This window comes from Micromonospora sp. L31 (assembly GCF_052068075.1).
In the GTDB taxonomy this organism is placed as follows: Bacteria; Actinomycetota; Actinomycetes; order Mycobacteriales; family Micromonosporaceae; genus Micromonospora; species Micromonospora purpureochromogenes.
Genome location: NZ_JBQHDC010000004.1, coordinates 497,553 through 520,171 on the forward strand (window position 1 = coordinate 497,553; position 22,619 = coordinate 520,171).

Consider the following 22,619-nt stretch of genomic DNA (forward strand, 5'->3'; position numbering starts at 1 on the left):
GACCCAGGCGAGACGGCGGGCACCCGGTGGGGTGCCTTCCGCCGCACGTACGGGGGACAACTCAAAGGGGGCTTCATGTCACCTGACGCCGACGTGATCGACATCCACCCCGCCCGGCACCAACGGGTGCTGATTCTCTCCTGGGAATACCCGCCCGTGCTCGTCGGTGGACTGGGCCGGCACGTGCACGCGCTGTCGGTGGCCCTGGCCGCCGCCGGGCACGAGGTCACCGTCGTCACCCGGCACGCCGAGGGCGCGCCCCTGGAGGAGTACGCCGACGGCGTGCGCGTGCTGCGCGCCGCCGAGGACCCGGTGACCTTCCCGCTGGCCACCGGCTCCCTGCTGGCCTGGACGATGGCCTTCAACCACACGCTGACCCGCACCGCGCTGCGCGCCGCCGAGTCCGGCGACTACGACGTGGTCCACGCCCACGACTGGCTCGTCGCACACACCGCGATCACCCTCGCCGAGCACCTCGACCTGCCCCTGGTCACCACCATCCACGCCACCGAGGCCGGCCGGCACCAGGGCTGGCTGCCGGAGGAGATGAACCGCACCATCCACGGCGTCGAGCACTGGCTCAGCAATGCCTCCGCCCGGGTGATCGCCTGCTCCGGTTACATGCGCGAGCAGGTCAGCCGGCTCTTCGAGGTGCCGGCCGGACGGGTCGACGTGGTGCCCAACGGCGTCGACGACCGGGTCTGGCACGCCCGCCCCCGGGCGGTCGCCTCGGCCCGCGCCCGGTTCGCCGGGGACGGCCCCCTGGTCGGCTACGCCGGCCGGCTGGTCTACGAGAAGGGCGTCCAGCACCTGGTGCACGCGGTGCCACACCTGCGCCGGCGACACCCCGGGTTGCGGGTGGTGATCGCCGGCGACGGGCCGTACCGGGAGGAGTTGGTGGACCAGACGCGGCGGCTCGACCTGGGCGACACCGTCCGCTTCGCCGGCTTCATGGACGCCACCCAGCTCCCGGCGGTGCTGGCCGCCACCGACGCGACCGTGGTGCCGAGCCTCTACGAGCCGTTCGGCATGGTGGCCCTCGAAGCCGCGGCGGCCGGCGCGCCGCTGGCGGTGGCCAGCACCGGCGGGCTGGCCGAGATCGTCGAGCCCGGTGTCACCGGGGTGACCTTCCCGCACAGCGACCCGGACGCCCTCGCCGGCGCGGTGGACCAGCTCCTGCGGGACGAGGTCTTCGCCCGCCGGGTGGCCCGCCGCGCCCGCACCATGGTCAGCCGGCGGTACGGCTGGGCGACCATCGCGGCCCGCACCGCGGGCAGCTACGCCGCCGCCCAACGGGAGCACGGCGCCTTCCAGGCGCGGCGGGCCGCCGCGCTGCTGGCCGGCGGGCGAGCGCGGATCGCCATTCCGGAGGGCAACCTGCTGGCGATGGACGGGACGGCCTGCTGAACGGCCCGGTCCCGACGACGGATAGGTCTCCCCCGATCCATTGGCTACGGTGTACGTCGGCCAACGGTGAGGAGAACCGTGCAGCAGGAAGTGATCGCCGGCCGGTACCGCCTGGTGGAACTGGTGGGCCGGGGCGGGATGGGCCGCGTCTGGCGGTCCCGGGACGAGATCCTGCACCGCGAGGTGGCGGTCAAGGAGGTCGTCCCGCCACACTGGCTGGCCGAGGCGGAGCGCGACGAGCTGCGGCTGCGGACGCTGCGCGAGGCGCGCACCGCGGCCCGGCTCAACCACCCCAACGTGGTCCGGGTCTACGACGTGGTCCAGGTCGACGACCACCCGTGGATCGTGATGGAGTACGTCCCCTCCCGGACGTTGCAGGCCGTCCTGGAGGACACCGGCCCGGTCGACCCGGTGCGCGCGGCCGGCATCGGGCGGGCGCTGCTGGCCGCGCTGCGCGCCGCGCACGACGCCGGGGTGCTGCACCGCGACGTCAAGCCGCAGAACGTGCTGATGGCCCACGACGGGCGGGTGATGCTCACCGACTTCGGGCTGGCCACCTTCGACGGTGGCGACGGGTTGACGACCCGGCCCGGGATGATCCTCGGCTCGCCGCAGTTCGTCGCCCCGGAACGCGCCGCCGAGGGCGTGTCCAGCGTGGAGGCGGACCTGTGGTCGCTCGGCGCCACCCTGCACGCCGCCGTCGAGGGGCGCTCGCCGTACGCCCGCAGCACCGCGATGGCGACCCTGGCGGCGCTGGCCACCGAGCCGCCCGACCCGGCGCCGCACGCCGGCCCGCTGGGGCCGGCGCTGGAGGGGCTGCTGCGCCGGGACCCGCGCCGACGGATCCGCCACGACGAGGCCGACCGACTGATCGCGGCCGCCGCGCACCCGCCGGCCCCGCCCGCCGCCGAGCCGCCCACCGTGGTGCACTCCGTCGCCCGCTCGGCGACCATCGTGACTCCACCGCCGCCCTGGCCCGGCCTGCCGGACCGGTCCGGAGCCGGCGGTGGCGGTGGCGGCACGGGATCGTCCGGTGGCCGGTCGTCGCCGTACGCCCCGCCGGGCCGCTCCGGCGCCGCGCTGCCCGCCGCCGAGGAGAGTCCGGCCGGGTCCGGCGAAGCGCAGGGCGCGGCCACCCGCGCCGGCCAGTCCGCCACGGCGGCCGGTGACCGGCCGGCCCCGCGGGTCGACCTCGGCGCCGTGCTCGCGCGCGTCCTGGGCTGGCTGCGGCTCACCCCGCGCCGGGTGGCGCTGGTGGTGACGGCGCTGGGCGTGGCGGCGGCCACCGGGATCGGCACCGCCTTCGCGATCGTCGACGACGAGGCGGACGGCTCGCCGACCGCCACACCGACCGGCGGCTCCGCCTCCACTGAGGACGGCGGGCCGGACCGACCGTACGGCCGCGAACCGGGCCGGCCGCCGCCGCCGGACGGCGGCCATCCGCCGAACCCCCCGCCCTTCCCCTGCCTGCGGCCCCACCCGGTCGGCGAGCCCATCGTCGCCCGGCCCGGCACCGCCGACGGCGGCTTCCGCCCACCCGCCGGCTGGACCTGGCACGTGGAGGAGGGCTGGCGGGTCACGGTGCCGGTCGGCTGGCTCCGCTTCACCGAGAACGGGGTCGCCTGCTTCCGGGACCCGTCCAGTCGGCGCACCCTCAGCGTCGAGCCGGTCACCGCCGAGCATCCCGACCCGGTCGCCTGGCTGCGGTCTCAGGAGCGCCGGCTGGTCGACGCCGGCACGCTGCCGAACTACGCCAAGGTGCGGATCGGCGCGGCCACCGGCCGGGGTGCGCAGTGGGAGTGCCGCTGGACGGCCCCGTTCGGCGAACGGCAGCACGCGCTGCGGCTGCTGCCCGGCGACGAGGCCAGCGGGTGGTTGCTCGGCTGGAGCACGGCGGATGACGACTGGGCCGCGGCGACCGGGCAGCTCACCGTGGTGCGGCAGAGCTTCCGCGGCCGGGTCACCGAGGTGGTCTCACCGACCTGACGGCACCCCCGGACCGGACCGCGCTGTGGATGAGAAACCGCAGGCCGCTGGATATCGTGTATTCGGGGGTAGCCGAGGGGGAGCGTCGTGCAGCAACTGCTGGTCGCCGGGCGGTACCGGCTGCTCGAGCTGGTCGGCAGCGGCGGGATGGGCCGGGTCTGGCTGGCCCGCGACGAGATGCTGCACCGGGACGTCGCGGTCAAGGAGGTCGTCCCGCCCAACTGGCTCGACGAGGCCGAACGGGACGAGCTGCGACTGCGGACGCTGCGCGAGGCGCGGACCGCGGCCCGGCTGAACCACCCCAACGTGGTCCGGCTCTACGACGTCGTGCACGACCGGGACAGCCCGTGGATCGTGATGGAGTACGTGCCGTCCCGCTCGGTGCAGCAGATCCTCACCACCGAGGGACCGCTGGAGCCGGGGCGGGTCGCGGGGATCGGGCTGGCGGTGCTGGCCGCGCTGCGCGCCGCGCACGCCGCCGGGGTGCTGCACCGCGACGTCAAGCCACACAACGTGCTGGTCGCCGACGACGGACGGGTGATGCTCACCGACTTCGGGCTGGCCACCTTCGACGGTGGGGACGGCTTGATGACCGGCCCGGGCCTGGTGTTCGGCTCACCGCAGTTCGTCGCCCCGGAACGGGCCCGGGAGGGCGTCTCCGACCCGCGCACCGACCTGTGGTCGCTGGGCGCGACGTTGTACGCGGCCGTGGAGGGCCAGTCCCCGTACGCCCGGCCCACCGCGATGGCGACGCTGAGCGCGCTGGCCACCGAGCCGCCCGACCCGGTCCGCCGGGCCGGGCCGCTCCGGCCGGTGCTGGAGGGGCTGTTGCAGCGCGACCCGTGGCGACGGCCGACCGCGGTCGAGGCGGAACGGCTGCTGCGGGCGGCGCTCGCCGCCGCCGGTGGCGTCCCGGCCGCCGCGCCGCCCGCGTCGTGGGAGGCCGGCCGCCCGGCGGCGGGCGGCGCACTGACACCGGCGGACGCCCCGACGCCGACGGACGCGCCAGCCGGGGGCGGGGGCGAGCGGGCGGCGGGCCCGCCGACACCGGGGGACGCCGTCGTGCCGTGGACCGCCGCCGCACCCGCCCCGGTCGTCCCGGGTAGCCGGGGCGGCACGCGCCGCCGGCGGCAGGGGCTGGTCGCGGTGGCCGTGGCGAGCACGCTGCTGGTCGGCGCCGGGGTCACGGCGGCGCTGCGCGGCGGCGGCGACCGGGCGTCGCCCTCCCCCGGCGGCGGCGGGGGCGCGACCGCCGTCCGGCCCGTCGCCTTTCCGTGCGGCACGCCCGCCCCGGCGGACGCCACCCCGGTCCCCTCCGTGCCCCCGCCGACCGGCGAGCCCGCGCTGGTTGCCGGGTGGACCTGGTACGAGGACGCGACCGGCTTCCGGATCGCCGCCCCGGCCCGCTGGCTGCGCTTCACCGACGGCACGGTGACCTGCTTCCGGGAGCCGGGCGGTGGACGGGTGCTCAGCGTGGCCCCCGGCGTCGCGCCGGCGGACCCGGTCGCCCACTGGCGGGCCGAGGAGCGACGGTTGACCGGCGACGGGGCGCTGCCCGGCTACCGCCGGGTGGACATCTCCCGGCTGGACATGTTCCGGGGCGGGGCGCTGTGGGAGTGCTCCTGGCTCAACGCCGCCGGCGTGCAGGTGCACACCGCCCGGTTGATCGTGGCGGTCGCGGCGGGCCGGGCCTACACCGTCTCATGGTTGACAGAAGAGTTCGACTGGCAGGTCAACGCGACATACTTCCTGATGATCCGGCAGAGCTTCCGGCCCACCGCCTGACGCCCTCCCCTGTGGACCGTCCGGGTGATTGCCCCCTCGGCGGCGGCTCTGGCACAGTGGCGTAGCTTTGTCGATCAAGAACCTGGGGAGGGCGACGCGACATGATGGGACCATCCCACGCGCTGTCCGGCGCGGCGGTGTGGCTGACCGGCTCGTGGGCGCTGGACCAGTTCGCCGACTACCACCAGTCGCCGCTGGCGCTGGCCGTCGGCACCGCGGTCTGCGCCGGCGGGGCGCTCTTCCCCGACCTCGACCTCTCCGGCAAGGTCACCCGCAACCAGGGCGGCGCGACGGTGGCCCGCACCTTCGGGGTCTTCTCGCTCTTCATCGCCGAGGTGATGGAGAAGATCTCGCTCGGCGTCTACTACGCCACCAAGCTGAGCCGGGACCCGCGCCGCAGCAACGGCCACCGGACGCTGACCCACACCCTGCCGTTCACCGTCCTCGTCGGCTGGGGCACCACCGCGCTCTGCGCGGCGTACGGCAAGTGGGCCGTGGTGGGCATCCTGTTCTTCATGATCGGTCTGGCCCTGCGCGGGCTCTTCGACGAGTGGGCCGAGCGCGCCGGCTGGGTCATCGTCACGCTGGCCTCGGCCGCCGCCGCCTGGTTCACCTTCGCCAACCTGCCCGGCGACCGGGGCTATCCGATGATCGGCCTGGCCGTCGGGGTGGGCTGCTTCGTGCACATCCTCGGCGACATGATCACCAAGGCCGGGGTGCCGATCCTGTGGCCCATCCCGATCAAACGGCGGATGTGGCTGATGGTCGGCCTGCCGAACGGCATCGCGCTGCGGACCGGCAGCAAGGCCGAGGTGATCGTACTGCGCACCGCGCTGACCGTGCTCTCCGTGCTCGCCGCGGTCGGGCTGGTGGCGCCGTCGGTGCTGCACCGGTTCAATATCGAGGTGTGACCACCAGCGGGCCGGTGCCGGCCGACGACGACGACGTTCCGGCGTTCTGCCGGTACCTGGGCATTCCCGGGCTGGCCGACGTGCACGTGCACTTCCTGCCGCCCCGGCTGCTGCGCCGGGTGTGGGCGTACTTCGACGCGGCCGGGCCGCTGGTGGGCACCGAGTGGCCGATCCGGTACCGGTGGAGCGACGACGACCGGGTGGCGCACCTGCGGCGGATGGGCGTACGGGCGTTCAGCGCGCTGGCGTACCCGCACCGGCCCGGCATGGCGGCGGAGCTGAACCGGTGGACGCTGGACTTCGCCCGGGCCACGCCGGAGTGCCTGCCCTCGGCGACCTTCTTCCCCGAGCCGGACGCGCCCCGGTACGTCGCCGAGGCGCTGGACGGCGGCGCCCGGGTGTTCAAGGTGCACGTCCAGGTCGGCGGGTTCGCACCGACCGACCCGGCGCTGGACAAGGTGTGGGGGCTGCTGGCCGACGCGGCCGTGCCGGTGGTGGTGCACGCCGGGCACGCCCCGGTCGGCACCACGCACACCGGGCCGGCGGGCTTCGCGGCCCTGCTGGCCCGGCACCCGCGGCTGAGCGCGATCGTGGCCCACCTCGGCGCGCCCGACTACGCCGCCTTCCTCGACCTCGCGGACCGGTACGAGCGGGTGCGGCTCGACACCACCATGGCGTTCACCCCGTTCTTCGACCGGTTCGTGCCCTTCCCCGCCGGTGAGCTGCCCCGGCTGCGCGAGCTGGGGCTGGCCGGCAAGGTGCTGCTGGGCAGCGACTTCCCGAACATCCCCTACCCGTACGCCGAGCAACTGGCCGGGTTGGCCCGGCTCGACCTGGGCGACGACTGGTTGCGCGCGGTGTGCTGGGACGGCGCCGCCGCCCTGTTCGACCTGGACCGAACGATGGTGCCACCCGTCGTGTGATCCACTCCGGATCGCGGCACCAGGACCAGACTGGCCGACGGGGCCACCAGCACCGGTCGCAGCGGGCGGCGTGCCGGGTACCGGGGACGGCTCAGACGCCGACGCGCTGCGGCGGGACGGTCAGGCCGTAGAGCGCCATCAGCTCCGGCGTATCGACCCGGCTGCCGTCGGCCACCGAATCGCACGCGATGTCGACGATCTGGTCCTTGTGCGCCAGCAGGTACGGCCGGGCGCCGACGTCGGCGCTGGCCAGGGTCGCGATGCCGGACCAGTGCCGCCGGCCGAAGAGCATCGGGTAGCCGCGCAGCCCGTCGTAGGTGGCGCAGACCAGCACGTCCGGGTACGGCAGCGCGGCCACCCGGCGTACCGCGGCGGGCGTGAGGCCCGGCATGTCCACCGGGACGACCACCACCGCCTCGACCCCCTCGTCGGCGAGCGCGGCCAGGCCGGCCCGGATCGAGGAGCCGACCCCGGTGCCCCAGGCACGGTTGACCACCACCGTGACGCGGCTCAGGTCGGCGGTCTCCCGCACCTGGTCGGCGGCCGCGCCCAGAACCACCACGATCTGCTCGCAGCCCGCCTCGGTCATCGTGTCGATCATCTGGTTCACCAGGGGCGTGCCACTCTGGTGCAGCAGCGCCTCGGGTCCGCCGATCCGGCGTCCCCCGCCCGCTGCGATGATCATCCCTGCGATCCGGTTCAGCTGCGCCACCTCCGTCGTGAAGACGGACCGAGCAGAGCTGCCCGGCCCGTTGCGCACACCGGACCCAACGAGCGCCCCCGGCGCCGGGTAGCGGGGCAAATAGGAAAATTGTGCGCTATGCCGCGTCGGCGTAGCAGTCGACGATGGACAGATCCAGCGGGAACCAGACCGGAGTGTCCCCGAACAGCAGCGCCGAGGCCCGCTCGCCGGACCGGCCGACCGCGGCGGCGACCGCCTCGGCCTGCTCGGCCGGGCAGTGCACCATCACCTCGTCGTGCTGGAAGAACACCAGCTCGGCGGCGGTGCCGGCCAGCTCGCCCCGGAGCGTGGCGAGCAGCGTCGAGGCCCACTCGGCGGCGGTGGCCTGGATGACGAAGTTGCGGGTGAACCGCCCCCGGGACCGGGCCGCCCGGGCACGCGGGGACTGCGGGTCGGCGCCGACGTCCGGGTCGACGCCCGCCTCGTCGCCGTCGACGAACCCCGCCGTGCCGGGCGGGCAGGTGCGCCCGAGCCAGGAGCGGACCAGGCCGCCCGCCTCGCCGGTGCGGGCCGCCGCCTCCACGTAGCCGAACGCGGTCGGGTAGCTGCGCTTGAGCACCGCCAGCGCGGGCACGGCCGACCCGCCGGTCTGGCCGTACATCGCCCCGAGCAGGGCCACCTTGGCCCGCGCCCGGTCACCGGCGAAGGCGTCCTGGGCCAGGGCCGCGTAGAGGTCGCCCGCCCCGCCGGCCGCGGCCAGCCGGGCGTCGCCGGAGACCGCCGCGAGCACCCGGGGCTCCAGCTGACCGGCGTCGGCGACCACCAACCGCCAGCCCGGATCGGCCACCACCGCCCGCCGGATCACCTTGGGGATCTGCAACGCGCCACCACCCCGGGTGGCCCACCGGCCGGAGACCACCCCACCGGGGACGTACTCCGGCTGGAAGCGGCCGTCGGAGACCCAGGCGTCCCGCCAGGCCCGGCCGTGCGCCGTCCAGATCCGGTAGAGCTCCTTGTATTCCAGGACCAGCGGCACCGCCGGGTGGTCGACGCCGCGCAGCACCCAGGCCCGGGTGTTGGGCAGCTCCACCCCGGCCCGGGCGAACGCCCGCAGCAGCTCCGCCGGGGAGTCGGCGTGCACCTGACGTACGCCGAAGGCGTCGGCGATCCGGGCGGCCAGCTCGGCGAGCCGGCGGGGCGGCCCGCCGACCGGGGACGCCTCGCCGAGCAGCTCGTCGAGGATCGCGTCGTGCACGTCGACGCGCCAGGGCAGGCCGGCGGCGCCCATCTCCACCGCGATCAGCGCGCCGGCCGACTCGGCGGCGACCAGCAGCCGGAACCGGCCCGGGTGCTGCGTGGCCGCGATCCGGGCGAGCTGGTCGGCGTACACCTCGACCAGGGCTTCGATGCCCGGGCCCGGCGGCCCGGGGACGGCGTCGAAGAGCGCGACCTGGCCGTGCCCGGGCGGCGCGGGCGGCCGGGGCGGCGGGTCGGGCGGCACGGCCGCCCCGGTGAGCCGGGCGTGCGCGGCGGCGAGCGAGCGCGGCTCGCCCCAGCGGCCGGCGTGGCCGAGCAGCAGGGCCTCGGTCAGCTCGACGTCGTGGCAGCGCTCCACCCGCACCCCGGCGCGCAGCAGCGCGGGATAGAGCGCGACACCCGAGGCCCAGACCCAGCGCGGGTGCTCGGCGGCCTCCCGCGCGGCGACCGCGGCGGCGAGGTCGGCGACGGCGCCGGCCGCGCCGGCGGGACGCCCATGGGCGTCGAGGGGCTGGAGGACTCCCCCGCCCCGCTCGTCCGCCACCACCGCCACCAGCACGGATGCGATTCTGCCTCGCCCGTGTGACACCGACCGATCCGCCCGCCCGCGCCGCCGCCCCCGGCTTCCGGCGAGACCCGCCCCGGCCGGCCGGACAGGGCTGGCGGTGCGGGCCGGGACGCCGACGGACGGGTCGGTGGATCATCGCGCCGGTCGGTAGCGTGGGCGGGTGCCCCCGCAGATCCCCCATTCCGAGCCCGGCACTCCGGACATTAGGGGGCCGTTGCGCTACATGTGGTGGCTGGTCCGCTGCCAGCCCTGGCGGGTGCTGCGCGGCAGCCTGCTCGGCACGGCCTGGATGGTCGGGCTGTCGGTGCGGCCCTGGTTGATCGCCCGCGCGGTCGACGACGGGTTGCGCGCCCACGACAACCGCGCCCTGTGGCTCTGGGTCGCGGCGATCGTCGTCGCGGGGGTGGGCCTGTCCTACCTGGGCATCATGCGGCACCGCACGATGACCTTCATCCGGGAGGACGCCAAGGCCCGCTCGGCCGCCGTCGTGCTGCGGCAGCTGTCCCGGATCGGCGCGGTGCTGCCGCGCCGGGTCGCCGCGGGCGAGGTGGCCACCGTCGGCGGCTCCGACATCGACTGGACGGCGCAGGTGCTGACGCTGACCGGCCCGGGGGTGGGCGCGGTCGTCGCCTACGCGGTCATCGCCGTGGTGCTCTGGTCGATCTCCCCCTTCCTCGCCCTCTGCGTGCTGGTGGGCGTGCCGGCGGTCGGGCTGGTGGTCGGGCCGCTGCTGCGCCGCCTCGACCGCGCCGAGTCGGTCTACCGGCAGCAGCAGGGCGCCCTCACCGCCCGCTCCGGCGACATCGTCGCCGGGTTGCGCGTCCTCGCCGGGGTCGGCGGCCGGGACCTGTTCGCCCGCCGGTACGCCGCCCGCTCCCGGGACCTGCTCGCCGAGGGCTACCGGGTCGGCGCCGTCAACAGCTGGATCGACGCGGCCACGGTCGCGATCCCCGGGCTGTTCCTCGCGGCGGTGGTGTGGCTGGCGGCCCGGATGGCGGTCACCGGCGAGATCAGCATCGGCGAGCTGGTCGCCGTCTACGGATACGTGGCGACCCTCGTCGTGCCGGTCTGGTTCCTGCTGGAGGGCAGCCACGAACTGATCCGCGGCCGGGTCGCCGCCCGCCGGATCGTCGCCCTGCTCGACCTGGTCCCGGACGACGTCGGCGGCCCCCGGACCGCGCCCGGTGAGCGGGGTCGGGTGCCGGCGGCCCGCCGGTCGGAGGCGGTGCCCGCGCCCGGTGGTCCCGCCGACCTGCACGATCCGGTGACCGGGCTGACCGTGCGCGCCGGGCGGCTGACCGGGGTCGCCGCGGACGACCCGGCCGAGGCGCTGGCGCTCGCCGACCGGCTCGGCCGGTACGTCGCCTCCGACGTCACCTGGGGTGGTGTGCCGCTGACCGGGATCGCGCTGGACGAGGTCCGGGCCCGGATCCTGGTCGCCGACCACGACTCGTACCTGTTCGCCGGGACGCTGCGCGACGTCCTGCGCCCCCGACCGGGCGAGGACGACCGGGGCGGGCCGGGGACCGACGACGAGCCGGTGGTGGCGGCGCTGCGCGCCGCGTCCGCCGAGGACGTGGCCGAGGCGCTGCCGGACGGGCTCGACACCCCGCTCGACGCCCGGGCCCGTACGCTCTCCGGCGGCCAGCGCCAACGGGTGCGCCTGGCCCGGGCGCTGCTCGCCGAGCCGGAGGTGCTCATCCTCGTCGACCCGACCTCCGCCGTGGACGCGCACACCGAGGCGCGGATCGCCGAGCGGCTGCGGGCCGCGCGGGCCGGCCGGACCACCCTCGTGCTGGCCACGTCGCCGCTGCTGCTCGGCCGGGCCGACACGGTCGCCCACCTGCAGGGCGGCCGGATCGTCGGCACCGGCGGCCACGCCGACCTGCTCGACCGGGATCCCGACTACCGGCGGCTGGTGGCCCGGGACAGCGCCGACCCGGACGTCGACCGGCCCACCGACTCCGAGAGTGCCCTCCGGTGAGCCGACTGCCGGTGGCCGACCGCGGCGCCGTCCGCCGGGCGCTGCGCGACCTGATCGGCCGGCACCGGCGCGCCGTCCTGGGCGTGCTGGCGCTGCACAGCGCCGCCGCGGTCGCCGGGCTCGCCCCGCCGTGGCTGCTGGGCCGCATCGTCGACCGGGTCACCGGGGGTGCCGGGGTGGCCACCGTCGACCGGCTGGCGCTGGCGATCGGCGGGGCGGTCCTGGTGCAGGCGGTGCTCTCCCGGTACGCCCAGTACGCGGGCCACCGGTTCGGGGAGCGGGCCGTGGCGGAGCTGCGCGAGGACTTCGTCCACCGCACGCTCGAGCTGCCCGTCTCCGTCGTCGAGCGGGCCGGCTCCGGGGAACTGGCCACCCGAAGCTCGGTCGACGTGGCCATCGTCGGCACCACCGTCCGCGACGTGGTGCCCACCATGGTCATCGCCTCGGTGCAGTTGGCGCTGCTGTTCGGGGCGGTCTTCCTGCTGCACCCGCTGCTCGGGCTGGCGGCGCTGGCCGGGCTGCCGTCGATCGGGGCGGCGACCCGCTGGTACCTGCGCCGGGCCAGCCCTGCGTACCTGGCCGAGGGCGCGGCCGCCGCCGCGCTGACCGAGACGCTGACCAGCACCGCCGAGGGCACCCGCACCGTCGAGGCGTTCCGCCTCGCCGACGAGCGGATCGCCCGCGGCACCACGCGGATCGCCCGGCTGTGGGCCGCGCGGCGCGCGACGCTTGGGCTGCGGACGGTCTTCTTCAGCGTGGTGGAGGCCAGCTATCCGCTGCCGGTCGCCGCGGCGCTGCTCGTCGGCGGGTACCTGCTGTCCCGGGGGGACGTCTCGCTGGGCGCGGTGGTGGCCGCCGCGCTCTACCTGCAACAGGCCATCGAACCGCTGGACCGGCTGTTGCTGTGGACAGAGCAGGCGCAGCGGGGCTTCGCCTCGTTCGCCCGGGTGCTCGGTGTCGGCCTGGTGCCGCCGGAGACGCCCGGCACCGCGCGCAGCCCTCGTGATGAGCGACTCGTCGTACGTGGGGCCCGCTTCTCCTACGCCGCCGGCCACGACGTGCTGCACGGCATCGACCTGGAGGTCCGGCCCGGCGAGCGGCTGGCCGTCGTCGGCCCGTCGGGGGCCGGGAAGTCCACCCTGGCCCGGCTGCTGGCCGGGATCGACGCGCCCCGCCAGGGCGTGGTCAGCATCGGCGGCTGCCCGGTCACCGACCTCGACCCGGCCGAGCGCCGCCGCCGGATCGCCCTGGTGACCCAGGAACACCACGTCTTCATCGGCTCGGTACGCGACAACCTCGCCTTCGCCGCGCCGGACGCCACCGACGAGCAGATGCGCTCCGCGCTGCGCACCGTCGGCGCCGACTGGTACGCCGCGCTCCCCGACGGCCTGGACACCCCGCTCGGCGACGGGGCCCGGCAACTCGGCGCGGCCGAGGCCCAGCAGCTCGCCCTCGCCCGGCTGGTGCTCGCCGACCCGCACACGCTGATCCTCGACGAGGCGACCGCCGCCCTCGACCCGACCACCGCCCGGCGGACCGAGCGGGCCCTCGCGGCCGTGCTCACCGGGCGCACCGTCATCGCGATCGCGCACCGGCTCAACACCGCGCACGACGCCGACCGGGTCGCCGTGCTCTCCGACGGCCGGATCACCGAGATCGGCAGCCACCACGACCTGGTCAACGCCGACGGCCCCTACGCCGCCCTCTGGCGCTCCTGGCACCCATGACCCCCGGCACGGCCCCTCTTTCACGGAAAGAGTGGCTATCCGCGGCGGGATAGCCACTCTTTCCGGGAAAGTGCGTCGACCGGAGGTGGGGCGGGGTTACTTGCTGACGCCGGCGGTGAGGCCGGACTGCACCTGGCGCTGGAAGACGATGTAGACGATGAGCACCGGCAGCATCGCCATGGTGACGCCGGCGAACAGCCCCGACCAGTCGGACTTGTAGCCCTGGTTGACCGACAGCTCGATCAGCCCCTGGGCGATCACCTGGTGCTTCGGCTCGCCGGCGACCGACTGCATGAGCAGGGTCGGCAGGTACCACTGGTTCCACTGGCCCAGCACGTTGAAGATGCCGATGCTGATCAGGCCCGGCTTGGCCATCGGCAGCATGACGCTGAAGAAGGTCCGGGTGTGCGAGGCCCCGTCCACCTGGGCCGCCTCGGCGATCGAGTCGGGCAGCGTCCGGAAGAACGAATGCATGAAGAAGACGGTGAACGACATCGACCAGGCCACATAGACCAGGATCAGCGTGAGGTGCTTGTTCGGGCCGAGCAGCGGAAACACCACGTTCATGTTGTAGACGCCCTTGAACAGGGGCACCGCCGCGAGGTAGATCGGCAGAGTCAGCCCCGACAGGAACATCCAGTAGATCAGCCGGTTGCCCCGGAACTCGTAGCGGGCCAGCGCGTACGCCGCCATCGAGCCCAGCAGCATCGTCAGGGTCACGCTGAAGACGAGCACGAGCAGCGTGTTCAGGAAGAAGCTGTCGATCCCGGCCGTCCAGGCCCGGGCGAAGTTGTCCCACTGCAGCGACTCGGGGATCAGCGACAGCGGCTCGCGGATCACTTCCGAGTCGGTCTTGAGTGCGGACATCACCACCCAGAACAGCGGGTAGATCACCATGATCGCCCACACCGCGAGAAACAGGTGCGAGAAGCCGTTGAAGATCCGGCCGCCGATGCTGTTGGCGGCGGCTCCCGCCCGTCGGCTCGCGGCCGGATCGGCCGGCGGCACCGCATCGGGTCGCCTCTGGCCGGAGGAATGGGTCACCGTGCTCATCGTCCAGTCCTCCTCAGTACTCGATCCGGTCACGACGGGTAATCCTCAACTGGAGGGCGGCCAGCAGGATGGTGAAGATGGCCAGCGCCACGGCGATCGCACAGGCGTAGCCGAACTGGCCTTTCTGGAACGCATTGAACTGGATCACCGAGGCGAAGATCTCGCTGGCGTGGTTCGGGCCGCCCTGGCTCGGCGTCATGACGAAGACCAGGGCGTACATGTCCAGGGCGATGAAGCCCAGGTAGACCCAGGCGACCGAGATGGTGTCCCGGAGCAGCGGCAGGGTGACCCGGAAGAAGGTGTGGAACCGGCCGGCCCCGTCGAGGGTGGCGGCCTCGTAGATGTCCTTCGGGATCGACTGCATGGCCGCCGAGAAGAGCACCATGTAGAAACCGGCGCCGCTCCAGACCGCGATGAGCAGCAGCCACCAGAGCACCGCGGGGACGCCGAGAAACGGCTCCGGGTCGGCGGTGAAGGCGATGGGGTTCTGCGGGTCGACCAGGCCGATCTTGGTCAGCAGGCCGTTGATCAGGCCCTGCTGGTCGGTCCGGTAGATCTGCTGCCACATGACGGCGATGACCACCAGCGACAGCACCTGCGGGAAGAAGAAGATGACCTTGTAGATGCTCGACCCGAACACCCCGCGGATGCCGGCCCTGTCCTCGCGTCCGCCCACGTTGAGCAGGAACGCGAGGAACAGGGCCAGCGCGATGGTGAACAGCGGCACGGTGACCAGGAAGAAGACGTTGTGCCAGAACGCCTTCCTGATCAGCTCGTCGGAGAACAGCCGGACGTAGTTGTCCAGCCCGACGAAGCGCTGGGAATCCGAGTACCCTCCCCAGTCGGTCAGCGAGTATCCCGCCGCCTGCGCGAACGGCCACACCACGTAGAACAGGTACAGCGCGACGGGCAGGGCCAGGAAGCCCGTGACGAAACGCGCGACTCCGTGCCGCATTGGACTCACTCTCTCCGTCGGATCAGGCGGTGCGGGTCTGCTTCTTGATCGACGAGTCCTTGGCGACCTTGTCGGCGGCCGCCTGCATCTTGTCGACGAACTGCTGGGCCGTGAGCCGGCCAGCCATCAGCTCCTCGGAGAGGTTCTGGCTCTCCTTGTCCAGGTCGGCGTAGAAGTCCGGGAACTTGACCGAGATGAGGTCCGAGGTCCCGTTCTTCATCAGGGTGTTCGCGCTGGAGAGCGCGGAGTCCTGCACGTTGTCGCCGGAGCCCTTGGTGGAGGCCAGCGACTTGGTCAGCTCGGCGAACTTCGCCGAACCGGCCTTGGACAGGATCGCCCGCAGGAACTCCTTGGCAGCCTCCTTGTTGGGGGCCTTGCTCGGGACCACGAAGCCCTCACCGGAGGAGGCGAACACGTCCTTGGCGGCCTTGTCGCCCGGGTTGCTCCAGTAGTCCGAGAGCGTCATCTCGAAGCCCGGCGGGATGGTGGCGGCCATCTCGTTCTTCAGCCAGGTGCCGACCTGGATGAACGCCGCCTTGCCGTCGAGGAAGGCCTGCTGCGACTGGGTGTGGTCGAGCTTGCCCGGCAGGAGCAGCTTGTCCTTGACCAGCTTCTCCCACGGCTCGAGCGCCTTGAGGACGCCGTCGGCCTTCCAGGCGCCGTCCTTCAGGTTGTCGATGTCGACGACGACCTGCTTGCCGGCGGACTTCCAGATGCTGGCCATCAGGGCCCAGCGCGGGTAGTAGCCGTGCACAGCGTCGTGGACGTACGGCGCCATGCCCTTGGCCTTGATCTTCGGCGCCAGGACGAAGAACTCGTCCCAGGTCTTCGGCGCCTCCCAGCCCTCCTGCTTGAACCTGGCCGCGTTGTACCAGTTGCCCCAGACGGTGAAGGCGATGTTCACCACGTAGAACTTGCCGTTCTGCGTGCCGTCGGAGACGGTGCCGGGCAGCAGCGAGTCGGCCACGGTGCCCTCGCCGTCCCAGGCGGGCGCGGTGAGCAGGTCGTCGAGCGGCTCGATGGCGCCCTCGTTGATCAGCGTGGCGCGGTCCATGCTGTCGGCGCCCGAGTTCATGACGAGGTCGCTGGGCTGCGTCGCCATCTTCGGCTGCTCTTCGGTCTTGATCTTCTGGGTGGAAGACATGTTGACCGTGATGTTCGGGTGCTTGGCGTTGAAGATGGTCTTGTCTTCCTTGGCCCACTGGTCGCCCAGTCCGCCGTTGAAGACGACCACCTTGACGGCGCTGCCGTCCTTCACGCCGAACGGGTTGTCCTTGCTCTTCGCCGTGCCGCCGTTGTCGGACTTCTCCGGCTCGCTGCCGGCGCAGGCGCTGAGCAGGCCGGCGGCCGGGGTGACCAGAAGGCCCGCCGCGGCGGCGCGCCGCAGCAGGGTCCGGCGGCTGAGATCGCCGGGGTTCTCGGGGGTAATCGACATCGTCGTCTCTCCTTGTGTGTCGGGTCAGGCGGTTCGCCGGAGACGCCCGGCGTACCGCGACTCGAGGGCGAGGTTGTGCTCGTCCCCACCGGGGACGTTGGCGGAGAGGTAGATAGGGGGGACCTCTCCGGCCTGGTGGAACCGTCGTACGACCTCCGCGGTCAACAGCTGCGCCAGCAGCGCGGTGGTGACCGAGGAGACCGCACAGACCGCGCCGCCGCCCTCGAGCGGCAGCAGTGCGTCGCCGTACGGCGCGCCGTTGTCCAGCACGACGTCGGCGAGATCGGCGAGCCGGTGGCCGGACGGGTGGCGCGGGGCCACCCGTGCGGTGTGGGCGACCGAGGTGACCGCGATCAGGGGGTGGCCGCCCGACTTGACCAGCAACGCCAGCTCGACGACCGAGCCGTTGATGCCGGACTGGGAGGCGACCACGAAGACGTCGGCCGGGTGCGGGTCGGCGAGGGCGTACAGCTGGTGGGCGACGGCCGGGTCGCGCTCCAGCTTCGGGTCGGCGAGCAGGTCGCGGGGCGCGTCGCCGTGCAGCACCAGGTCGTGCAGGGAGAGCCGGTTGGTGGGGACCAGCCCACCGGCCCGGGCGACGAGCTCGGCGGCGAACGCCTCGGAGTGCCCGGCGCCGAAGGCCTGGAGCACCCCGCCGGCCCGCAGGCTGGCCACGATCAGATCGGCGGCCTGTCCGATCGCCTCGGTCTGCGAGTCGACCACCCGGTCGAGCACCGGGCGGACCGCCTCGGCGTACCCCTGTGCGCTGATCATGAGGCGGCCCCCTTCGCGGCCTTGTGCCCGTCGACGGCCTGGGCGGTACGCCGGAAGGCCGCGTGGGCGCGGTCGTGGGTGCGCTGCGCCACGGCGATGTAGAGCAGGTCGAGCACGACGAGCTGCGGGTGCCGGGCGGAGAGCGCGTCCGGGCGGAAGGTGGTGGCCTGGCTGGCGGTGACCAGCACGATGTCGGCCAGCTCGGCCAGCGGCGAGCGCGGGAAGCCGGTCAGCGCCACGGTGGTCGCGCCCCGGCTGCCGGCCTCGGCGAGCATCTCGATGGTCTCCCGGGTCTGCCCGGTGTGCGAGATGCCGAGCGCGACGTCGCCGACACCGAGCAGCGCCGCGCTGGCCAGCCCCTCGTGCACGTCGCTCCAGGCCCAGGCGGCCACGCCGATGCGGTGCAGGCTGAACTGCATCTCCTCGCCGACCAGGGCGCTGCCACTGGCACCGAAGATGTTCACCCGGGACGCCCCGGCGATGGCCACCGCGGCTCGTTCCACCTCGGCGAGGTCGAGCAGCGTGGCGGTGTCGTGCATGGCGCGGGTGTCGGCGGCCATGATCTGGTCGAGCACCCGCTCCAGGGGGTCACTGGGCTGGATCTCGCGTCCGATGTCGACGGTCCACCCGGCCGACCGGGCCCGCCCGGTCTCGGAGGCGATGCCGAGCCGCAGGTCGGCGTAGCCGTCGAAGCCCATGGCGCGGCAGAACCGGGTGATGGTGGCCGGCGAGGTGCCGCTGCGCTCGGCCAGCTCGACGATGGTGGCCCGAGCGGCCGCCTCCGGGTCGCTGAGCACGTGCTCGGCGACCCGACGCAACGCCCCCGTCAGCTCTCCGGCGCCGGCCCGGACTCTGGCCAGCACCCCGTCGGCGCCCCGCCGGTCGACCGTGTCGGCGTCGACCACCGCGGTCCCCGCGGAAGTGTCCACCTCATGATCCACCATCGGAGCGCCTTTCGGAAAGGAGTGTTTACTGTTAGTGGTAAAAGTTCTTACTGAAGGCCCCTCCGTGTCAATAGCGTGGGCGAAGTTTTCAAACTGTTACCTGGCGCACACCGGCCCCGCCGACCGCCGATCTTGCCTTGCGGGCCCGGGTCGGACCAGCATGAATCCCACCCGTACCGCCGCACCGGGAGGCCCGTGAGCATGTCCGACACCGTCGTGGTCGGTCTCGACGTCGGAGGTACGTCCACCCGCGCGACCGCGCTGACCCTGGCCGGCGAACGCCTGGGCACCGGCCGGGCCGGCGGCGGCAATCCGACCAGCCACGGCGCCGAACGCGCCGCCGCCGAGCTGCTGACCGCGCTGCGCGGCGCGCTCGCCGGGGTCGATCCGACCCGGGTACGCGCCGGCACGATCGGCCTCGCCGGCGCCGCCCGCCTGCTGGCCGACCCGGCGGGGCGGGCCGCCTTCGACCGGGCCTGGGCCGAGGCCGGCCTGCGCTGCCCGTACGCGGTGCACGGCGATGCCCTCGTCGCGTACGCCTCGGGCACCGCCGCCCCGGACGGCACCGTGCTGATCGCCGGCACCGGCGCGATCGCCGCCCAGGTACGCGACCTGCGACTGGACCGGGTCGCCGACGGTCACGGCTGGCTGCTGGGCGACGCCGGCTCCGGCTTCTGGCTGGGCCGGGAGGCGGTCCGCCGGCTGCTGGCGACCCTGGACAGCGCCGGGACGCCCGGCCCGCTGGGCCGCCGGCTGCTCACCGAACTGCTCGGCACCGCCGAGGTGGCGGCCCGCCCCAGGGACACCGTCGACGCGCTCATCCAGGCGGTGACCCGGCGGCCCCCGGTCGAACTGGCCCGGCTCGCGCCGCTGGTGGTGGCCGCCGCCGTCGAGGGCGAGCCGGAGGCCGTCGCGCTGATCGAACGGGCCGCCGCGCACCTGGTCGACAGCGCCGGGCGGATCCGGCCGGCCGGCGCGGTCACGCCGATCGTGCTCGGCGGTGGGCTGCTCACCGGGGACACCCCGCTGGCGGCGGCGGTCCGCGCCGAGGCGCACCGGCACTGGCCGGACGCCCCGGTGCGCCCGGCCGGCGACGGGGCGGCCGGGGCGGCCTGGCTCGCCGCCCGGGAACTGCCCGAGGTGACCGATCCCGTCGCCCTGCACGCCCTGCTGGTCCCCGCCACCGACTGAGCCGGCCCTGGCCCCTGGGGCGGCGCGGTGGTGTCAGGTGGTGGCGAGGATTTCCGCCAGCCGGCGCCAGACGTGCGAGCGCCAGCCGCCGCCGAGCAGGGTGGCCGTGCGCTGCTGCACCGGGTCGTCGGGGTCGAAGCCGCTGTGCTCCAGGAAGAGCCGGGTGCCGCGCCCCTCCGGGGCCAGGGTCCAGCTCACCTCGGTGTCGAGCGACCCACCGCGCCAGGCCCAGCGCAGCCGGCGCGGCGGATCCACCTCCAGCACCTCGCAGTGCACCACGCCGTCGAAGCCCTGGGCCGGCCGCGGCTCGGTACGGAAGGTGAACCGGTGCCCGACGACCGGCACGACGTCGTTCGGCATCAGCCAGCGGGCGAGCAGGTCGGGCTCGGTCAGCACCCGCCACACCTTCGCTGGCGGGTGCGGCAGGAACTCATCGACCCTGATCGTCGTGGTGGGCTCAGTCATCGGGCATCCCGTCGAGGACGTCGCGCAGCTCGGCCAGCTTCGCCCGCCAGAACCGCTCGTACGGGGTGAGCCAGTCGGCCACCTCGCGCAGCGGCTCCGGGCGCAACGCGTAGAACCGCTGCCGGCCGACGGGTCGTTCGGTCACCAGGCCGGCGTCCTTGAGCACCCGCAGGTGCTCGGACAGGCTGGGCCGGCGCATGTCGAAGTGGGTGGCGAGCCCCTGCACCGGCTGCTCGCCGCGCTCGCGCAGCAGCCGGAGCACCTCGCGGCGGGTGGGGTTGGCCAACGCCGCGAAGACGTCGGCCTCAGACACGGGTGGACTGGAGCACGATGCCGTTGCCGTCCGGGTCGTCGAAGGTGGCGTAGCGCCCCCACGGGGCGACCTGGATGCCGTCCTCGGCGAAGACGACGCCCCGGTCGCGCAGGGCGGCCACGTCGCCGTCGAGGTCGTCGGTCTCCAGCACCAGGCCCTTGAGCGAGCCGGGCGGCATGGTCGGGAACCAGGTGACCAGGGTGAGGCCGGTGGCGGCGCCCTTCGGGGCCACCTGCACCCAGCGCTGCCCGGGGCCCATCGGGTTGTCCCGGACCAGGTCGAAACCGAGGACGTCGACGTAGAAGTCACGGGCCCGGTCCTGGTCGCTGACGGGCACGGAGAGCAGCTGCACATGGGTCATGGTCATGCGCCCACCATAGGTAGGACTTTTCCTACCGGTCAAGTTGGCGGGCCGGCCGTGCTGATCGGTATCGGACAGGCGTCACTTCAGCTGACCGGCGGTCAGGCCGGACTGGACCTGCCGCTGGAAGGCCACGTAGACGGCGAGCACGGGCAGCACCGCGATGGTGAGGCCGGCGAAGAGCCGAGCGTAGTCGCCGGCGTAACCTTGGCTGACCGAGAGCGCGAAGAGCCCCTGGGCGAGCACCCACTTCGACTCGTCGCCCTGCATCAGCACCTGCGGCAGCAGGAACTGGTTCCAGTGGCTGAGGAAGTTGAAGATCGCCACACTGATCAGGCCCGGACGGGCCATCGGCAGCATCACCCGGAAGAAGAGCCGGAAGTGGCCGCAGCCGTCGACCAGCGCCGCCTCCGCCACCGAGGTCGGCAGGGTGCGGAAGAAGGCGGTCATGAAGAAGACCGTGAACGGCAGCGAGTACGCCGCGTACACCAGGATCAGGCCGGTCCAGGTGCCGAAGAGCCCGGCGTTGCGGACCACGAAGAAGAGCGGCACCAGGGCGAGGAAGACCGGGAACATCAGGCCGCCGACGAAGAGGTAGTAGACGAACTGCCGGCCCCGGAACTCGTACCGGGCGAAGACGTACGCGGCGGTGGCGCCCATCAGCATGGTCAGGCTGACCGAGCCGGCCACCACCACCAGGCTGTTGAGGAAGTACCGGCCGATGTGCGCGCCGGTCCAGGCCCGGGCCCAGTTGTCGAAGTGCAACGTCTCGGGCAGGCCCCACGGGTCGGCGAGGATCTCGCCGTTGCTCTTGAACGAGCTGACGAACATCCACACCAGCGGCAGGACCGTCAGCGCGGTCCAGACCAGCAGGAAGCCGTGCGAGAAGACGTTGGCGACGCCGAGTTCGCGGCGGACCGGGCGGTCGGCCGAGCGCGCGGTCGTCGCGGCGACCGGGGCGGCCTCGTCCAGGGTGGTCAAGAGTACTCGATTCGGTCACGTCGGCCGGCGCGCAGGGACAGCACCGCCACCGACAGGGTCAGGAAGAACATCACCACGCCGATCGCCGAGGCGTAGCCGAACTTGGTCTCGCTGCCGAACGCGGTGTCGTACATCCGCACGCCGATCACGTCGGTGGAGAAGTTGGGGCCGCCGTTGGTCATCAGCTGCACCAGGATGAACCCGTCGAGGGCGAAGATGGCCAGGTAGACCCAGGCGACCTGGACGGTGTCCCAGAGCAGCGGCAGGGTGACCCGGCGCAGGGTGGTCAGCCGGGACGCCCCGTCGAGCAGCACCGCCTCGTAGATCTCCTTCGGCACGGCCGACATCGCGGCGCCGAAGAGCACCACGTAGAAGCCGACGTTGCTCCAGACCATCACGGCCAGCACGCACCAGAAGGCGGTCCGCGGATCGCCGAGCCAGGTGGGCGAGGCGAGCCCCACCGCGTGCAACGCGCTGGTGAGCAGGCCCTTGTTGGGGTGGTAGACCTCCTTCCAGAGCAGCGCGATGATCACCACCGAGAGCACCTGGGGGAAGAAGTAGACGGTGCGGTAGAGCGCGCTGCCGCGTACCCCGGTCACCCCGGCCCGGCCCTTGCGCCCGCCCATGTTGAGCATGGTGGCGAAGAAGAGCCCGAGGACGATCGTCAGCACCGGCACCAGGGCCAGCAGGATCGCGTTGTTCTTCAGCGCGTTCCAGACGTAGTCGTCGTGCCAGAGCGCACGGAAGTTGGCCAGCCCGACGGAGTTGGCGTCGGCGGAGTAGCCGAGCCAGTCGGTGGTGGAGATCTGGAACGCCTGCAGGTACGGCGATACGACGAAGACGACGTAGAGCAGCACCGGCGGCACCAGGAAGGTGATGATCAGCGGGTACTTGCCATGTTTCACGGTGGGCCCCAA

The 22,619-nt window shown here is 73.6% G+C and carries 20 protein-coding genes; 8 read left to right on the plus strand and 12 right to left on the minus strand.

The genetic code is table 11. The features are described 5' to 3' along the window. Positions 1-75: 75 nt before the first annotated feature. From ACTMS9_RS14950 to ACTMS9_RS14970, 5 genes are all read left to right on the plus strand, one after another. Positions 76-1,407, plus strand: a complete 1,332-nt coding sequence (locus ACTMS9_RS14950; protein ID WP_441146692.1) for a glycosyltransferase family 4 protein — start codon at positions 76-78, stop codon at positions 1,405-1,407. A gap of 78 nt (positions 1,408-1,485) precedes the next feature. After that, positions 1,486-3,393 carry a serine/threonine-protein kinase gene (locus ACTMS9_RS14955; protein ID WP_441146693.1) on the plus strand — a complete coding sequence of 636 codons (1,908 nt, stop codon included), beginning with the start codon at positions 1,486-1,488 and terminating at the stop codon, positions 3,391-3,393. Positions 3,394-3,480: 87 nt separating this feature from the next. Then, positions 3,481-5,178 carry a serine/threonine-protein kinase gene (locus ACTMS9_RS14960; protein ID WP_441165228.1) on the plus strand — a complete coding sequence of 566 codons (1,698 nt, stop codon included), beginning with the start codon at positions 3,481-3,483 and terminating at the stop codon, positions 5,176-5,178. 101 nt (positions 5,179-5,279) lie between these two features. After that, entirely contained in the window at positions 5,280-6,089 is an 810-nt protein-coding gene (locus ACTMS9_RS14965) for a metal-dependent hydrolase (protein ID WP_210779445.1), read from the plus strand. Then, on the plus strand, positions 6,086-7,012 hold the full coding sequence (locus tag ACTMS9_RS14970) for an amidohydrolase family protein (RefSeq protein WP_441165229.1): 927 nt from the start codon (positions 6,086-6,088) through the stop codon (positions 7,010-7,012). The genes ACTMS9_RS14965 and ACTMS9_RS14970 overlap by 4 nt, the downstream gene beginning before the upstream one ends. A gap of 91 nt (positions 7,013-7,103) precedes the next feature. Here the strand turns inward: ACTMS9_RS14970 and ACTMS9_RS14975 are convergent, their stop codons facing one another. Beyond that, positions 7,104-7,697 (minus strand): nucleotidyltransferase family protein, encoded by a 594-nt coding sequence (locus ACTMS9_RS14975; protein WP_441146697.1) that lies wholly within the window; start codon positions 7,695-7,697, stop codon positions 7,104-7,106. Between the two features lie 133 nt (positions 7,698-7,830). Then, positions 7,831-9,540: a bifunctional 3'-5' exonuclease/DNA polymerase gene (locus ACTMS9_RS14980; RefSeq protein ID WP_441165230.1), complete on the minus strand. Its 1,710-nt coding sequence runs from the start codon at positions 9,538-9,540 to the stop codon at positions 7,831-7,833. A gap of 202 nt (positions 9,541-9,742) precedes the next feature. Between ACTMS9_RS14980 and ACTMS9_RS14985 the strand changes: the two genes are divergently transcribed. Both ACTMS9_RS14985 and ACTMS9_RS14990 read left to right on the plus strand, forming a co-directional pair. Next, on the plus strand, positions 9,743-11,503 hold the full coding sequence (locus ACTMS9_RS14985; protein ID WP_441165264.1) for an ABC transporter ATP-binding protein: 1,761 nt from the start codon (positions 9,743-9,745) through the stop codon (positions 11,501-11,503). Beyond that, a complete protein-coding gene (locus ACTMS9_RS14990; protein ID WP_441165231.1) occupies positions 11,500-13,230 on the plus strand; it encodes an ABC transporter ATP-binding protein in 1,731 nt (576 codons plus the stop codon). The genes ACTMS9_RS14985 and ACTMS9_RS14990 overlap by 4 nt, the downstream gene beginning before the upstream one ends. Positions 13,231-13,326: 96 nt before the next feature. On the opposite strand, the gene ACTMS9_RS14995 is transcribed toward ACTMS9_RS14990, so the two are convergent. Genes ACTMS9_RS14995 through ACTMS9_RS15015 form a run of 5 tightly spaced genes read right to left on the minus strand, consistent with a single transcriptional unit; the run spans position 13,327 to position 18,391 of the window. Then, positions 13,327-14,283, minus strand: a complete 957-nt coding sequence (locus ACTMS9_RS14995) for a carbohydrate ABC transporter permease (protein ID WP_441165232.1) — start codon at positions 14,281-14,283, stop codon at positions 13,327-13,329. A 13-nt stretch (positions 14,284-14,296) separates the two neighbouring features. Beyond that, positions 14,297-15,238 (minus strand): carbohydrate ABC transporter permease, encoded by a 942-nt coding sequence (locus tag ACTMS9_RS15000; RefSeq protein ID WP_441165233.1) that lies wholly within the window; start codon positions 15,236-15,238, stop codon positions 14,297-14,299. A gap of 22 nt (positions 15,239-15,260) precedes the next feature. Beyond that, positions 15,261-16,673, minus strand: coding sequence for an N-acetylglucosamine/diacetylchitobiose ABC transporter substrate-binding protein (gene ngcE / locus ACTMS9_RS15005; protein WP_441146706.1), 1,413 nt, complete (start codon positions 16,671-16,673; stop codon positions 15,261-15,263). A 24-nt stretch (positions 16,674-16,697) separates the two neighbouring features. Next, complete coding sequence (locus ACTMS9_RS15010; RefSeq protein WP_154936112.1) at positions 16,698-17,447, minus strand: sugar isomerase domain-containing protein; 750 nt, start codon at positions 17,445-17,447, stop codon at positions 16,698-16,700. Beyond that, a complete protein-coding gene (locus ACTMS9_RS15015; RefSeq protein ID WP_346533176.1) occupies positions 17,444-18,391 on the minus strand; it encodes a MurR/RpiR family transcriptional regulator in 948 nt (315 codons plus the stop codon). Before ACTMS9_RS15015 ends, ACTMS9_RS15010 begins: the two co-directional genes overlap by 4 nt. Before the next feature lie 201 nt (positions 18,392-18,592). Here ACTMS9_RS15015 and ACTMS9_RS15020 point away from each other — a divergent pair, with 201 nt between their 5' ends. After that, positions 18,593-19,582 (plus strand): N-acetylglucosamine kinase, encoded by a 990-nt coding sequence (locus ACTMS9_RS15020; RefSeq protein WP_441146708.1) that lies wholly within the window; start codon positions 18,593-18,595, stop codon positions 19,580-19,582. Positions 19,583-19,615: 33 nt separating this feature from the next. On the opposite strand, the gene ACTMS9_RS15025 is transcribed toward ACTMS9_RS15020, so the two are convergent. The 5 genes from ACTMS9_RS15025 to ACTMS9_RS15045 all read right to left on the minus strand — a co-directional run bounded on the left by ACTMS9_RS15025 (position 19,616) and on the right by ACTMS9_RS15045 (position 22,607). Continuing rightward, positions 19,616-20,047 (minus strand): SRPBCC family protein, encoded by a 432-nt coding sequence (locus tag ACTMS9_RS15025; RefSeq protein ID WP_441146710.1) that lies wholly within the window; start codon positions 20,045-20,047, stop codon positions 19,616-19,618. Next, complete coding sequence (locus ACTMS9_RS15030) at positions 20,040-20,360, minus strand: ArsR/SmtB family transcription factor (protein WP_441165234.1); 321 nt, start codon at positions 20,358-20,360, stop codon at positions 20,040-20,042. The genes ACTMS9_RS15025 and ACTMS9_RS15030 overlap by 8 nt, the downstream gene beginning before the upstream one ends. Beyond that, positions 20,353-20,727, minus strand: a complete 375-nt coding sequence (locus ACTMS9_RS15035) for a VOC family protein (RefSeq protein ID WP_441165235.1) — start codon at positions 20,725-20,727, stop codon at positions 20,353-20,355. Before ACTMS9_RS15035 ends, ACTMS9_RS15030 begins: the two co-directional genes overlap by 8 nt. 75 nt (positions 20,728-20,802) lie before the next feature. After that, positions 20,803-21,702 carry a carbohydrate ABC transporter permease gene (locus ACTMS9_RS15040; RefSeq protein ID WP_357607639.1) on the minus strand — a complete coding sequence of 300 codons (900 nt, stop codon included), beginning with the start codon at positions 21,700-21,702 and terminating at the stop codon, positions 20,803-20,805. Next, a complete protein-coding gene (locus ACTMS9_RS15045) occupies positions 21,699-22,607 on the minus strand; it encodes a carbohydrate ABC transporter permease (RefSeq protein WP_441146715.1) in 909 nt (302 codons plus the stop codon). Before ACTMS9_RS15045 ends, ACTMS9_RS15040 begins: the two co-directional genes overlap by 4 nt. Positions 22,608-22,619: the final 12 nt, after the last annotated feature.